11 protein-coding genes are annotated in these 13,879 nt (G+C 70.6%); 4 read left to right on the top strand and 7 right to left on the bottom strand.

Translation table 11 applies throughout. The features are described from left to right. Nucleotides 1–20: 20 nt before the first annotated feature. The gene (locus A8711_RS12755) at nucleotides 21–1,985 is read right to left on the bottom strand and encodes a right-handed parallel beta-helix repeat-containing protein (RefSeq protein ID WP_069088319.1); all 1,965 of its coding nucleotides are present in this window, start codon (nucleotides 1,983–1,985) and stop codon (nucleotides 21–23) included. A gap of 27 nt (nucleotides 1,986–2,012) precedes the next feature. Next, the gene (locus A8711_RS12750; RefSeq protein WP_069088318.1) at nucleotides 2,013–3,677 is read right to left on the bottom strand and encodes a CocE/NonD family hydrolase; all 1,665 of its coding nucleotides are present in this window, start codon (nucleotides 3,675–3,677) and stop codon (nucleotides 2,013–2,015) included. A gap of 80 nt (nucleotides 3,678–3,757) precedes the next feature. Between A8711_RS12750 and A8711_RS12745 the strand changes: the two genes are divergently transcribed. Continuing rightward, nucleotides 3,758–5,287, top strand: a complete 1,530-nt coding sequence (locus A8711_RS12745; RefSeq protein WP_083296999.1) for a glycoside hydrolase family 43 protein — start codon at nucleotides 3,758–3,760, stop codon at nucleotides 5,285–5,287. Between the two features lie 17 nt (nucleotides 5,288–5,304). Here A8711_RS12745 and A8711_RS12740 read toward each other — a convergent pair whose 3' ends face one another. From A8711_RS12740 to A8711_RS12725, 4 genes are all read right to left on the bottom strand, one after another. Next, on the bottom strand, nucleotides 5,305–6,174 hold the full coding sequence (locus tag A8711_RS12740) for a carbohydrate ABC transporter permease (RefSeq protein ID WP_043322941.1): 870 nt from the start codon (nucleotides 6,172–6,174) through the stop codon (nucleotides 5,305–5,307). Next, nucleotides 6,171–7,067 (bottom strand): carbohydrate ABC transporter permease, encoded by an 897-nt coding sequence (locus A8711_RS12735; protein WP_069088317.1) that lies wholly within the window; start codon nucleotides 7,065–7,067, stop codon nucleotides 6,171–6,173. Before A8711_RS12735 ends, A8711_RS12740 begins: the two co-directional genes overlap by 4 nt. A gap of 128 nt (nucleotides 7,068–7,195) precedes the next feature. Further along, nucleotides 7,196–8,452 carry an ABC transporter substrate-binding protein gene (locus A8711_RS12730; RefSeq protein ID WP_069088316.1) on the bottom strand — a complete coding sequence of 419 codons (1,257 nt, stop codon included), beginning with the start codon at nucleotides 8,450–8,452 and terminating at the stop codon, nucleotides 7,196–7,198. A gap of 393 nt (nucleotides 8,453–8,845) precedes the next feature. Then, nucleotides 8,846–10,372, bottom strand: a complete 1,527-nt coding sequence (locus tag A8711_RS12725) for an alpha-N-arabinofuranosidase (protein ID WP_069088315.1) — start codon at nucleotides 10,370–10,372, stop codon at nucleotides 8,846–8,848. 154 nt (nucleotides 10,373–10,526) lie between these two features. Here A8711_RS12725 and A8711_RS12720 point away from each other — a divergent pair, with 154 nt between their 5' ends. From A8711_RS12720 to A8711_RS12710, 3 genes are read left to right on the top strand one after another with little or no spacing between them, the layout of a single operon-like run. Beyond that, nucleotides 10,527–10,922 carry a GntR family transcriptional regulator gene (locus A8711_RS12720; RefSeq protein WP_043322934.1) on the top strand — a complete coding sequence of 132 codons (396 nt, stop codon included), beginning with the start codon at nucleotides 10,527–10,529 and terminating at the stop codon, nucleotides 10,920–10,922. Beyond that, the gene (locus A8711_RS12715) at nucleotides 10,919–11,818 is read left to right on the top strand and encodes an ABC transporter ATP-binding protein (RefSeq protein ID WP_064445472.1); all 900 of its coding nucleotides are present in this window, start codon (nucleotides 10,919–10,921) and stop codon (nucleotides 11,816–11,818) included. Before A8711_RS12720 ends, A8711_RS12715 begins: the two co-directional genes overlap by 4 nt. Continuing rightward, a complete protein-coding gene (locus tag A8711_RS12710; protein WP_064445471.1) occupies nucleotides 11,815–12,780 on the top strand; it encodes an ABC transporter permease subunit in 966 nt (321 codons plus the stop codon). Before A8711_RS12715 ends, A8711_RS12710 begins: the two co-directional genes overlap by 4 nt. 29 nt (nucleotides 12,781–12,809) lie before the next feature. On the opposite strand, the gene A8711_RS12705 is transcribed toward A8711_RS12710, so the two are convergent. Continuing rightward, nucleotides 12,810–13,835 (bottom strand): acetylxylan esterase, encoded by a 1,026-nt coding sequence (locus tag A8711_RS12705; protein WP_069088314.1) that lies wholly within the window; start codon nucleotides 13,833–13,835, stop codon nucleotides 12,810–12,812. Between the last annotated feature and the right edge of the window lie 44 nt (nucleotides 13,836–13,879).

Raw genomic sequence — 13,879 nt, 5'->3', positions numbered from 1 at the left:
GCGTACGGGCGGGTCCGCCGTCAGAGGACGCGCGTGCGGCGCGACCCGGACGCGAGGCCCGCGATCGGGCCGACGGCGCCGTTGCGTCCCGGTTGCCGGGGTTCCCCGACCAGGTCGACGCCCATGACGGCCGGGCTGCCGTCCGGCTCCTCGAAATCCGCGTCGGCGCACCGGACCCGTTCCAGATCCCGGCCGGTGACCACACCGACACGGGCCTCGTCGAACGTCTCGGGCAGATCGGTGACGAGCCAGACCGCGTCGCCCTCGGCGACGACCGTCACCGTCGCGGCGCCCAGCACCCACGGCTCACGCTCGCCCGCGAACGGCCGGGCGCCCGCGGCGTAGGCGTTCGCCCGGGCGTACACCGGCTGTTTCACGTCGAGGTACTTCTTCTGGTCGCTGGGCGGCTGCTCGTCCAGGCGGGCCAGGTACTCCGCGAACGACGCGGGATGGCCGTCGTATCCGGCGGTGCCGCCCAGCGGCGTCCCCCGACCCTCCGCACCCGTCGCGTAGGCCGCGCCCGGATCGCCGCCCAGGAAGAGGTTGCCCACGTACCTGTCGTCCCCACCGTAGATCACCGCGTACCCGGCGACCTGCGTGCTGTGCGGCAGGTGGTACGGGGTGGCGCGGTCCAGCACCGGCTCCAGCCGTACCGTGCCGCAGATCAGGTTGTTGACGAAGGCACCGCCCTGGCTGAACAGCTCCAACGCGGCGGGTGAGCCGAAGATGTTGTGTTCGACCAGGTAGGGACCGTGGCTGACCTCGACGAAGAGGTCCCGGCAGTTGTCGTGGTAGACGTTGCGGGAGACCCGGGTGCCCTGCGCCTGCCAGTCCAGCCAGGTGCCGAGCGAGCAGTCGTGAATCCGGTTGTGCCGGATCACCACGTCGATGGCGGCGTGCAGCTTGATGCCAGCGATCTCGTACCCGTAGAACTCGCGTTTCAGGCCGATGCGGTGGATGTGGTTGTCCTCGATGGTGGAGAACGCACACCCGAGGTGACCCACTATCGCGTTCTGGCCGCAGTCGTAGATCGTGTTGCGGCGGATCACGTGCGAGCCGATGTGCTCCCGGTCCCACCCGATCCGGCGGGCCGCGAAGACCGACTCCAGCTGGTACTGGTAGCCCGGCTTGTCGCCGCGCAGAGCGGAGAAGTTCTGCCCGGTGGAGCCCTCCTTCCCGATCGAGATCGCCGAGCACTTGGCGTCGTGGATCACGTTGTCCTCGATGACCCAGCCCTTCGCCCAGCCGGGTCCGATCAGGCCCGGCTGGTCGGCGGTCGGTGGCGCCCACGGGCTGGCGGCGTGCGCCAACTCGAAGCCACGGACGGTGATGTAGTCCAGGTGCGGCTGTTCCGGGTAGAAGACGCTGCGGCGTACGTTGATCTCGACCAGTTCCGTGTTCGGGTCGGCGCCCTGGAAGTTGGCCCAGATCGTCGTCTGTTCACCGACCTCGGCGTACCAGACGAGCCGGGTCTGGTCGGGATCGCCGACCGGACGGGTCACCCCGGTCCAGTCGTCGACGACCTCGGTACGCCGGGGCGGGTCCTCGACCTCCGCGCGGCTCCCCACCTCGAAGAAGCTCAGGCCGTTCAGGTAGACCTCGCCGAGGTGCTTGGGTGGCGTGCCGGTGCGGTGGACGATCCAGTCACCTGTCACCTCCTCGGCGAACGGATTGAACGAGCCGAACAGCGCGTTGTCGACTCGTGCCCGCCACACCGTCCCGCCGAGCGGCTCCCAGCCGGTGACGCGCTCCGATCCCTTGATCACCACGTGCTCGCCGGGCGCGGCCTCGTAGGTGATGCGGCGGGAGTCGCTGAGACCGCCGTGGCGTGGCTTCACCCACTCGCGGTACTCCCCCGCGTGCACCACCACCGTGTCACCGGGCTGGGCGACGCCGGCCGCCCGGTTGATCGTCCGGAACGGCCGCTCGGCGCAGCCGTCGGCGCGATCGGAACCGCTTGTCGCCACATGGAATACGGACGCCATCCGGGGGTCCCTTCTGGAGATGTCTGTTCAGGTCCATACCGGCAGGTCGATCCGGGACGGGTGGTCGCCGCCGTGGGAGATCTCCTGCTCCGCCCGTACCGTTTTGGCCGCGGTGGCGGCCGGCTCGCCGGTGCCGGGATTGCGGGCGTAGCGCGGATGCGCTCCGGAACTGACCTGCACGGCGACGCGGTGGCCGGCGGCGAAGCGGTGGAACGCCGGCCACAGCGGCACCTCCAGTTCGACGAACCCGTCCTCGTCCGGTTGCGGGTCGGTAGCCGCGGTACCGACGCCGCCGAAGCGGCGGATCCCGTCGCACACGCTCATCGAGCGGCCGTCGGGGTGCACGTCGCAGATCCGCACGAACACGTCCGCGCTGGCCGCCGTCGAACGGAACCGGACATGGGCGGTCGGCTCCCCGGCGAGTACGAGCGCGTGCGCCAGCGGTGGACTGCGGAAGACGGCCACGTCCGCGCGGCGTTCGTGGGCGCTGTTGTCGACCGGCCCCGGGGACGGGCCCATGCCGGGGCCGCCGAGCGCGGGCGTGGGCCGGTCGGGATCGTAGGTGTAGCGGGTGCTGCCCGCGCCGGGGACGGCCGGGTCGAGCAGCCCCGAGGGGTGCAGGTGCCACCGCTGCGCCACGGTGCCCGGCGGTGGCCACGCGGGCAGATCGTGCCACTGCTCCGCGCCGGTGAGGAAGGCGCGCACCGGTGCCGGCCGGGTCGTGGGCGCGCCGGCGAAGTGTTCCCTGAGGAACGCGATGGACTCGGGAAGGAACGGGCTCTGCGCGCTGCTGTGGCCCCACGGGCCGATGGTCAGCCGGGGCGGACGGCCGGCCGCGGCGAGTTGGGCGTAGTTGCGCAGCTGCCAGGGCAGGAAGATGTCGTACCAGCCGGTGGCCATGTACACGGGCGCGGTGACGTCGGGCACCGACGCGGTGTGCGACTGCCGGGTCCAGTAGTCGTCGGTGAGCTTCTCGTGGGCCAGCCAGTCCTGGTACCAGCTGATCGGGTGGCCCGCCACCGCGGTGTCGCCACCGGACAGCGGCAGCACGTCGAAGGCCGCGGCCAGCTTCCGGTCCGGCCGCCGCGCGAGCCACGCCCGGACCAGGGCGCCGCGCAGGCCCCGCAGGTCCATCCGGCGCGACCAGCCGAGCGAGCCCTCCAGCGAGAACGCGCCGTTGGTCCAGGTAATCGGGCCGAAGTCGGCCATCGTGACGTTCAGGCACAGCGCGTCCGGGGCGTTGCCGGGATCGTCACGGCACATCCGTCCGGCCACCGCCCACTGGGTGTAGCCGAGGTAGCTCTCCCCGTACGTCGCGACGGTGCCGGCGCACCACTGCTGGCGGCGTACCCACCGGTGGGTGGCGATGCCGTCGCGCTCCTCGTCGAGCTGGGGCCGGAAACTGCCACCGGAGCCACCGGTGCCGCGGCAGCTCTGCACCAGCACCGTGAACCCCGCGCGGACCAGCGCCGGCGCGTGGGTCAGCGAGCCGTGCCGGCCGTACGGGGAGCGGACGACGATCGTGGGCAACGGCGGTTCCACCACGCCGACCGGCTGGTAGAGGTCGGCGACCAGCTCGACGCCGTCGTCCATCGGCACGCGCAGCCCGCGCCGCACGGTGAAGGTGTACGGGAACTCCGTGGCCGCGTCGCGACGGGGGCGCCGGGACAGGAGGCGGCCGAGAACTGTCATCGCGCACTCGCGGGTTGTCCGACACGGTTCGCGACATCGACACTCGTGGAGGCGTTGTGCCCGTACGAGAAGGAGCGGAAATGGAACCGGAGCCTGCGGACGACGGCTACCGCAACCCGATCCTCCCGGGCTTCTGGCCCGATCCGAGCATCTGCCGCGCCGGTGAGGACTACTACCTCGTGTGTTCGAGCTTCGAGTACGCGCCCGGTGTGCCGATCTTCCACAGTCGTGACCTGGTCAGCTGGCGGCAGATCGGCAACGTGCTGGACCGCGCCGATCAGCTCCGTCTGCCGGCCGACACGCTCGCCTCGCGGGGCATCTACGCGCCGACGATCCGCCACCACGACGGCCGGTTCTGGGTCGTCACGACGAACGTCACGCTCGACCGGCACCTGATCGTCACGGCGACCGACCCGGCCGGCCCGTGGTCGGACCCGGTCTACCTGGATCTGCCCCACGTGGACCCGTCGCTGGCGTGGGACGACGACGGCACCTGCTGGATGACGGTGTCCGGGGTCGAGTCGTACCGGATCGACCCGCGCACCGGAGAGGTCCTGGAAGGGCCGGTGCCGATGTGGTCGGGGACGGGTGGCCAGTACCCGGAGGCGCCGCATCTGTACCGGGTCGGCGACTGGTGGTACCTGCTCGTCTCGGAGGGCGGCACCCACACCGGCCACGCGGTGAGTGTCGCTCGCGCCCGCTCGCCGCGCGGGCCGTTCCAGCCCGGGCCGGCCAATCCGATCCTGACGCATCGCGGCACCGACCGGCCGGTGCAGGCGACCGGGCACGCCGACATGGTCGACGCGGCCGACGGCAGCTGGTGGATGGTTCTGCTGGGGATCCGGCCGAAGGGCCAGTGGCCGCCCTACCACGTCCTGGGACGGGAGACGTTCCTGGCGCCGGTGCGCTGGGTCGACGGGTGGCCGGTGGTCGACCCGGTCTCGATCGCCAACGGCCCGGATGGGCCGAGCCGGTGGGCCGAGCGGGACGACTTCGACGACGAGCGGCTCGGCCCACAGTGGATCTCGCCCCGTAGCCGGCCCGACTCGGCGTGGTCGTTGACCGACCGGCCCGGCTGGCTGACGCTGCACGCGACCGGCGACAGCCTCGACCGCAGTGGCGCCACCGTCGTCGGCCGCCGCCAGCAGCACCACGACTGCCGGGTCAGCGCCCGCCTCGATCCCGGCTCCGGCCGGTCCGGCCTGACGATCAGGATCGACGAGGCCCACCACTACGACCTGGAGCTCGCCCGGGGGCAGGCCCGGGTCGTCGGCCGGGTCGGACCGTTTCGGCAGGTGTTCGGGGAGTGCCCGGTGCCCGCGGGGGCGGTGACCGTGGCGCTGGCCATCCGGACCACCGGCGTGCTGCCCCCGACGGTCACCTCGTCCGGCGACCTGGCGCGGGCGGGCCTCGTCGGCGTCACGGCGGCCGGCAGTGACACGATCAGCTTCGAGGTCGAGACCGGCGACGGCTGGTCGTGCCTGGCGGAGCTCGACGGGCGCTACCTGTCCACCGAGGTCGCCTCCGGGTTCACCGGCCGGGTCATCGGCATGTACGTCACCGAGGGAAGCGCCGGTTTCGACTGGTTCGACTACCGGCCGGCCGGCTGACGGGACCGAGACGGACCTCACCCCTTGAATGCGCCTTCCATGATTCCCTGCACCAGACGGCGTCCGACGAACACGAACAGCACCAGCAGCGGAATGGTGGCCAGGAACGAGCCGGACATGGCCAGCCCCAGGTCGATGTCCCGGTTCTGCTGCAGCGCCTTGATGGCGATCTGGACGGTGTAGTTCTCCGGCGACTTCAGGACGATGAACGGCCACAGGAAATCGTTCCACGCGTAGACGAACGTGAACAGCCCCAGCACGTACGCCGCCGGGCGGACCAGCGGGAACGCGATCCGCCAGAAGATCTGCCAGGTGGTGGCGCCGTCGACACGCGCCGCGGCCATCAGCTCGTCGTCGATGGTGCTGCCGATGTGCTGACGCATCCAGAAGATGCCGAACGCGCTGACCAGACCGGGAACGATCACCGCCTGCAGGGTGTCGACCCACTCCAGCTGGGACATGATCAGGTACTGCGGCACCACCGCCAGCTGCGCCGGCACCGTCATGGTCAGCACGACGATGAGGAACAGCGTGTTGCGGCCGGGGAAGGACAGCTTGGCGAAGGCGAACCCGGCCAGCGCGCAGAGCACCGCCTGGCCCACGGCGATCGTGCCGGCGACGATGACGCTGTTGAGCAGGGACTGCACGAACGGCACGATGGTGAAGACCAGCTCCGCCAGGTGCAGGAAGTTGCCGCCGGGTGTGATCGTCGGCGGGAGGGTCGTCGCGGTGGCGGAGTCCGTCGTCGCCACCACGAACATCCAGTAGAGCGGGAAGACGCTGGCGAGCGCCACGAGCGTGAGCAGCGCGTACACCGCGATCGAGACGCGGTTGGCCGAGCGCCGCCGGGTCCGTACGGGCGCGGCGGTCGAGGGTGCGGGCTTCATGGGCGCTCCGAGCGGACGCGGGTGGCCAGCAGATAGTTGAGTCCGGAGAAGGCGACCACGATGACGAAGAGCGCGACGCCGACCGCCGCGCCGTAGCCGAAGTGGAACTGCCCGAAGGACTGCTCGTAGAGGTAGAGGGTGACGGTCTGGCACTGCCGTGCCGCCCCGCACGTGAGCCCGCCCACCGGGTTGGCCAGCAGCGGCTCGGTGAAGACCTGCAACCCGCCGATGGTCGACGTCACGACGGTGAACGCGATGATCGGCCGCAACGACGGGATGCTGATGTGCAGGAACTGTTTCCAGCCGTTCGCGCCGTCGGCGGCGGCGGCCTCGTACAGCTCCCGGGGTACCGACTGCAGCGCGGCGAGGTACAGCAGCGTGTTGTACCCGGTCCAGCGCCAGGCGATCATCGTGGCGATCATGACGTGGCTGCCCCAGAGCGAGGCTGTGAAGTCGATGTGGTCGAAGCCCAGCAGCCCGAGGAACCAGTTGATCATGCCGTAGTCGCGGTCGAACATCTGCGCGAAGACGATGGTCGTGGCCGCGACCGAGGTGACGTAGGGGACGAGCACCGACATCCGGAACAACGCGGCCAGCCGCAGCCGCGCGTGGTTGAGCAGATGCGCCAGGCCGAGCGCCAGGAGCAACTGCGGCACCGTCGACATCACCCAGATGCTGAACGTGTTCCGCAACGCGCCCCAGAAGCGCGGGTCGTGCAGGAGTTCGGTGAAGTTGTCCAGCCCCACGAAACGGTGCTCACCGATGGGATCCCAGTCGAACAGGGAGATGTAGAAGGTGAACAGCAGCGGGAAGAGACCGAAGATCAGGAAGAGCACGAAGAACGGCGCGATGTACGCGTACGGCGCCAGGAACTCCCGTACGCCCTGCTGCATCCGCCGTCTGCGATGGGGGCGCCGGAGGTCCGGCGGGGCCGTGGCCGGGCTGAGCATGGTGGTCAAAGCGTCACCTCCGCGATGGGCGGCAGCCGGGCGGTGCCCGGCTGCCGCACGTCAGCCCTCGGTCATTCGCGTACGGCGTTCTTGACGTTTGTCAGCGCGGTGTCCCAGGCCTTCGCCGGGCTCACCTTGCCCTGTTCGACGCTGGTGAGCGTGTTGAGGAACTCGGTGCCGATCGGGCCGTCCTGCGGGCCGAAGTAGAACGGCTTGATCCCCAGCACCGACTGGGTGTAGATCTTGCCGATCGGCGCGTTGCTGAAGAACGGGTCGGTCTTTCCGACCAGCTGCGGATCCGTGTAGACCGACGGCGTGGTGGGCAGCGACCCCTGCATCAGGAAGTGCTCGAGCTGACCCTTCGGCGACTGCATCTCGGAGATGTAGTTCCACGCCGCTTTCGCGTTCTTGGCGCGCTTGGGGATGGCGAGGAAGCTGCCGCCCCAGTTCCCCGAACCCCCGGGAATCGTGGCGATGTCCCACTTGCCGTTCGTCTCGGGGGCGTTCGTCTTCATCTGGCTGAGCATCCAGGACGGTGAGCACACCACCGCGTAGTCGCCCTTCTTCATGGCCGCGGTCCAGCCGGAGGAGAACGACCCCTGCTTGGCGGAGATGCCCGCCTCGAAGGCCTTCAGCGTCACGTCGAACGCCGCCTTGACCTGCTCGTTGTCGTAGTCGAGCTTGCGGTCGGCGCTGTAGTAGCGCTGGCTGCCCTGGTTGACCGCCTGGAAGAAGACGCTGGTCGGCGTGTTGTCCACGAACGGTTTCCCGGTCTTCTGGACGTACTGCTTACCGACGTTGATGAACTCGTCCCACGTCGGCCAGAGCTTGGCGACCTCGTCCCGGTCGGTGGGCAGGCCGGCCGCCTTGAACAGATCGGTACGGTAGGCGACCGCCAGCCCGCCGACGTCGGTCGGCACCCCGATGATCTTGTTGTCCTTGGTCGTCGCCTGCGACATCACCCAGTCGAGGTAGTTCCCCTTGATGTCGCCGGCGCCCAGCGTGGTGAGGTCGACGAAGTTGTCCGGCGACTGCATGAACTTCGGCAGGTCGTCGGCCTGGATGAGCACCAGGTCGGGCACCTTGCCACCGGCCAGCGCGGCGGTGAGCGCCTGCGCGGTCTCGGTGGTGCTGCCGACCTCGGTGAGCTTGATGCGCACATCGGGGTGCGCCTTGGTGTAGACGTCGACGTCGGCCTTCTGGTTGATGTTGGCAAACGACCAGAACTCGAAGGTCTTCGAGTCGGATTCGCCGTCTGATCCGCCACATCCGCCGAGGAGGAGCGCGGCGGTGGCGATGATGACTACGGTGCTCCGGACGCGTTTCAACGGCCCTCCATGCGGTAATCGTGCGCGGCGGTGGTCGGGTGACCGCGGCGAATCAGCGCGACGGTCCCTCCGGCGGTGGGCACCGCAGGCGAGGTCGTCGTCTCCGAAACTTATCGAGATATTTACATGCCAGGATTGTGTGCGCTGAGGCTACTAAGTGCCCCGCCATCCGTCAACGACCCCGCTGCCTGCGGTAGCACCGAGCAAGAGGCAGACGTTCCGACCGACACAGCACCGAAAATTATCGGACCGAGCAGCGCGCCACTGGGCGAACTCGATCGACCGAGGTCACTGGCAATTTCCTGGCCCCAGGCGCCGGAGTGAGGAGAGGAACGCAGGCGTCACCAGACCGCTGTCGTCACGCGGCCGTGCGCGGAGCCGTGTGTCCGGCGGTCAGGCGAGGTCGAGCGCCACCGTGACGTACGCGTGCGGCGGCAGTTCGACCTCCAGGCCACGCGGGTGGTCCGTGACCCCGGCGTGCTCGCGGGGCGCGACGCCCGTGGTCGACGGCGTGTTGTGCGCGTCGAGCGCGTCGGCGGTCAGGATCGTGGCCCGGTGGGCGGTGACGTCCCGTCCGCGCAGGTCGAGGACGACGGTCACCGGACGCCGCGCGTCGAGGTTCGACAGCGAGACCAGCGCCGTGTCGCCGCGCGTCGAGGCGGACGCCGAGAGCGTCGCCAGGTGATCCCCCGCCACCTCGCGCACCGGGACCTCGCCCTTGAAGGTCACCGCGAGCGACGCCGCGTCGTGGTGGGCCCGGTTCATCGCGAACACGTGGTACGAGGGCGTGAGCACCAGCGCGCCCGTCTCCGGGTCGGTGAGAATCATGGCCTGGAGCACGTTCACCGTCTGCGCGATGTTCGCCATCACGACGCGCGCCGCGTGGCGGTGGAACGTGTCGAGGTGCACCGCGGCCACCAGCGCGTCGCGCAGCGTGTTCTGCTGGTAGAGGAAGCCGGGGTTGGTGCCCGGCTCCACGTCCCACCAGGTGCCCCACTCGTCCACGACGAGGCCGACCTTGCGCTGCGGGTCCCAGCGGTCCATGACCGCCTCGTGGCGTGAGACCAGCTCCTCGATCCGGGTCGCGTTCCGCAGCGCGAGGTACCACTCCTCCTCGTCGAAGCCGGTCGCCGCGCCCTTCGACGACCAGCCCCGGGTCATCGTGTAGTAGTGCAGCGAGACGGCCTGGAACGGCCAGGCGCGGGAGTCCGGCGCTGCCAGGTCGTCGAAGGAGCGCATCAACGTCTCGGTCCAGTGGTAGTCGTCGCTGTTCGCGCCCGCGGCGATCCGGTAGACGGTGTTGTCGCCGTGGTCGCGGACGTAGGTGGCGTACTGGCGGGCCAGCGAGGCGAACTGCTCGACGCGCAGGTTGCCGCCGCAGCCCCACGCCTCGTTGCCCAGTCCCCAGAACGGGACCCGCCAGGGCTCGTCGCGCCCGTTCTCCCGCCGCAGGGCGGCCATCGGAGAGTCGTCGCCGCGGGTCAGGTACTCGACCCACTCGGACATCTCCCGCACGCTGCCCGAGCCGACGTTGCCGGACACGTACGGATCCGCGCCCAGCAGCTCGCACAGCGCCATGAACTCGTGCGTGCCGAAGGAGTTGTCCTCGACCACGTCGCCCCAGTGCGAGTTGACCATGCGGGGCCGCAGCTCGCGCGGGCCGATCCCGTCGCGCCAGTGGTAGTCGTCGGCGAAGCAGCCGCCCGGCCAGCGCAGGTTCGGGATGCCGATGCGGCGCAGCGCCTCCACCACGTCGAGGCGGATCCCGCCCTCGTTCGGGGTCGCGGAGCCCTCCCCCACCCAGAAGCCGCCGTAGACGCAGCGTCCCAGGTGCTCCGCGAAGTGGCCGTAGACGTGGCGGGAGATGGTGGGGCCGGTCAGGTCGAGGTCAATGACGGCGGTGACGGTGGAGGCGGTCATGGTCGTCCTTGGTGGAAGCGGCCTGCGGGATGCGGCGTCGGCAACGATACAGCCATCGGCGATCATGTCGATCCCCCAGCCGCGGCCAACCCGCCCTTCTTGACCGCCCACCTGCTGCTTTACTACGGTACTAGTAAAGCAGCGAAGGGACACCGTGTTCGTCTTCCGGCTCGACACCCACTCCGGCGTGCCGCCGTACCTGCAACTCGTCCAGCAGGTTCGCCAGGCGGTGCTGCTGGGCTTCCTCCAACCCGGCGACCGCCTCCCGCTCATCCGCGAGGTGGTCGAGGACCTGGCCATCAACCCGAACACCGTGGCCAAGGCGTACCGGCAGATGGAGCAGGAGAACCTGGTCACCGGCCGGCCCGGCCAGGGCACGTTCGTCACCGAGCAGCAGTCGGCCGCGATGTCGCCGTCGACGTACACGTCGCTGCGCCGCGGCCTGGCGACGTGGCTGCGCCGCGCCTACGAGGCCGGCCTCGACGAGCAGGCGGTCGACGCGCTCTTCACCTCCGTCCACCAGCAGACGAGAAACGAGGACGTGGCGTGACAGACACCGAGATCGCGCTGCGCACCGACGGCGTGGGCAAGCGGTACCGGAAGGGCTGGGCGCTGCGCGACTGCACCCTGACCCTGCCGGCGGGCGGCGTGATCGCCCTGGTCGGGCCGAACGGCGCGGGCAAGACCACGCTGCTGCGCCTGATCGTCGGACTGCTGGCGCCGAGCACCGGCACCGTCGAGGTCCTCGGCCACGACGTCACCGCCAGCACCCCGCAGACCCTGTCCCGGATCGGGTTCCTGGCCCAGGACCACCCGCTGTACAAGCGCTTCACCGTCGCCGAGATGCTCCGCTTCGGCCGGGCCTGCAACCTCCGCTTCGACCAGGGGCTGGCCGAGCGCCGGCTGGCGAAGCTGGGCATCCCGCTGGACCGCCGGGCCGGCTCGCTCTCCGGCGGGCAGCAGGCCCAGGTCGCGTTGGCCCTGGCCCTGGCGAAACGGCCGGACCTGCTCGTCCTCGACGAGCCGGTGGCCAGCCTCGACCCGCTGGCCCGGCGCGAATTCCTGCAGGTCCTCATGGGCGCGGTGGCCGACGGCGGGGTGACGGTCCTGTTCTCCTCCCACGTCGTGCACGAGCTGGAACGTGTCTGCGACCACCTGGTCGTGCTCAACCACGGCCGGGTCACGCTCACCGGTGACATCGACACCCTCCTCGCCGAGCACCGGCTGCTCGTCGGCCCGCGCACGGCCACCGACCTCGACCGGGCCGGCGCCGTCGTGGACGCCGTCCACAGCGACCGGCACACCACCCTGCTGGTACGCGACGGCGGCATCCCGGCCGCGCCGGGCTGGCAGGCCCAGCCGGTCGGGCTGGAGGACCTGGTGCTGGCGTACCTGCGCCGGCCGTCCGAGCCGGGCGCCGCGGTCCCGTCGGAGGTGGCGGCATGACGTGGTTGATCTGGCGCCAGCACCGCACCGAGGTCTGTGTCCTCGGTCTGCTTCTCGGCGTGTTCGGCATCGCCCTGCTCGTGCTCGGGACGCAGGCCCACGACCTGTTCCCCGGCGGCCCCGCCCGGTGCGCGGGAACAGCAGGCGCCGGCGAGACGTGCACGGCCGCCTTCCGCCGGCTCGACGAGGAGTACGGATACGTCGAGAACCTCCTCGCGGCCTTCTACCTGGTGCCCGTCGTCATCGGCGCGTTCCTCGGCGCGCCGCTGCTCGCCCGCGAACTGGAGGACGGCACCTGGCAGCTCGCCTGGACCCAGGCCGTGCCGCGGATGCGCTGGCTGGCGGCCAAGCTCGCCGCGCTGGCCGGCGTCACAGTCGCGCTCACCGGCATGTTCACCGCCGTGCTCACCTGGTTCCGGCAGCCGTTCGATGCCTGGGAAGGGCGGTTCCAGTACGACGCCTTCGACCTGGAAGGGCTCGTTCCGCTGGCGTACGCGCTGTTCGCGTTCGGCGTCGCCACCGCCGCGGGGGCGATCCTGCGGCGCAGCCTGCCCGCGTTCGGCGTCGCGTTCGGGGCGTTCCTCGCCGCCCGGATGTCGGTGGCGCTGCTGGCCCGTCCCGCGTACGCCACGCCGCTCACCACCATGGAGCCGGTCCCCGCCGGCGGCACGAAGGGTCAGGCCGGAGCCGGCGTCGCCGACTGGGTGATCGAACGCGGCTACGCGGACGCCGCCGGGCGCAGGCTGAGCTCGACGGAGTACTACGAACTGGAGGACGCGGCCAACCAGGCCGGCACGAACCTCAGCCAGTTCCTGCACGAACGCGGCATCCAGCGGTTCGGGGTCTACCACCCTGCCGACCGGTTCTGGACGTTCCAGCTCATCGAGGCGGCGGTGTTCGTCGCGGTCGCGGCGATCCTGATCGGCGTGGTGGTGTGGCGGGTACGCCGCCGGGTGATCTAGCGCCCTGCATCGGACATCCGGTGAGTCCGTCAGCCGGCTGCCGTCCCGGCGGAACGCATCACCGCGTCCAGCCAGCGCAGCTGCCGCCGGACGTGGACGGCCTCCCCGCCCTCGTGGCCGTTGAACGGGTACGTGTGCATCTCCCGTAGCGGAGTGGCCGATGCGGCAGCGGCGTACTGGTTGTAGGCGGCGAAGCCGGTGCTCGGTGGGCAGACCTCGTCGCGCAGACCGATCCCGAAGTGCGCCGGGGCGGTGGCGCGCCGGGCGAAGCTGACGCCGTCGACGTAGGACAGCGTGCGCCGGACCGGCTCCTCGGCCTCGCGGTGCACCGCGAGGTAGCGGGCGATCTCGCCGTAGGGGGACGCCTCGGTCACTTCGATGGCGCGCTGGATGTCGCACAGGAACGGGGCGGTGACCAGGAGCGCGGCGAGGCCGTCGACGAGGCCCGCCGCCGCGAGCGCGAGTCCACCACCTTGGCTGTTGCCCACCGCGGCGACGCGGGCCGGGTCCACCCCGGGCAGTACGCGGACGGCGTCGATCGCGCGGACCGCGTCGGTGATCAGGCGGCGGTAGTGGTAGTCGTCCGGGGACAGGATCCCCCTCGTGGCGGGGCTGGGCCCGCCGGGAGCGTCGTGCGGGTCCGGGGTGTCACCGCGGCTGTACAGGCCGGCCTGTCCCCGGTTGTCCACCAGCAGGTGGGCGTAACCCGCCACCGGCCAGGTGAGCCGCTCCCCCGGCAGGCCCCGGCCGCGCCCGTAGCCGGGGTACTCCACCACTGCCGGCAGCGGCGTGGCTACGCCCGCGGGACGGGTGTACCAGGCGCGCACCGGTTCGCCGGCGAACCCGGCGAACGTCACGTCCCACACGTCGAGCAGCCGCAGGTCGGTGGGTTCGGGGCGGACGTCGACGAGCACCGGGCTGGCCGCGGCGGCGGTGAGGGTGGCCCGCCAGAACCGGTCGAAGTCGGCGGGCTCGACGACAGCCGGCGTGTAGCGGCGGAGCTGGCCGAGGGAGATATCAATCGACGCTCTTGACACGAAGATAACGATACCCATAAATTTCCGAAAGGCTTACGACGTATTACCGGAAACGTTCCGGC

Source organism: Micromonospora sp. II, assembly GCF_001709195.1.
Taxonomy (GTDB): Bacteria; Actinomycetota; Actinomycetes; order Mycobacteriales; family Micromonosporaceae; genus Micromonospora; species Micromonospora chalcea.
This window is presented reverse-complemented; position numbering and strand designations above follow the sequence as displayed.

Excerpts from the sequence above, each read along its gene's own strand:
- A8711_RS12735 (WP_069088317.1), bottom strand. The coding sequence starts at position 7,067 with ATGCAGCAGGGCGTACGGGAGTTCCTGGCGCCGTACGCGTACATCGCG.
- A8711_RS12755 (WP_069088319.1), bottom strand. The coding sequence starts at position 1,985 with ATGGCGTCCGTATTCCATGTGGCGACAAGCGGTTCCGATCGCGCCGAC.
- A8711_RS12750 (WP_069088318.1), bottom strand. The coding sequence starts at position 3,677 with ATGACAGTTCTCGGCCGCCTCCTGTCCCGGCGCCCCCGTCGCGACGCG.
- A8711_RS12740 (WP_043322941.1), bottom strand. The coding sequence starts at position 6,174 with ATGAAGCCCGCACCCTCGACCGCCGCGCCCGTACGGACCCGGCGGCGC.
- A8711_RS12745 (WP_083296999.1), top strand. The coding sequence starts at position 3,758 with ATGGAACCGGAGCCTGCGGACGACGGCTACCGCAACCCGATCCTCCCG.
- A8711_RS12710 (WP_064445471.1), top strand. The coding sequence starts at position 11,815 with ATGACGTGGTTGATCTGGCGCCAGCACCGCACCGAGGTCTGTGTCCTC.
- A8711_RS12725 (WP_069088315.1), bottom strand. The coding sequence starts at position 10,372 with ATGACCGCCTCCACCGTCACCGCCGTCATTGACCTCGACCTGACCGGC.
- A8711_RS12705 (WP_069088314.1), bottom strand. The coding sequence starts at position 13,835 with ATGGGTATCGTTATCTTCGTGTCAAGAGCGTCGATTGATATCTCCCTC.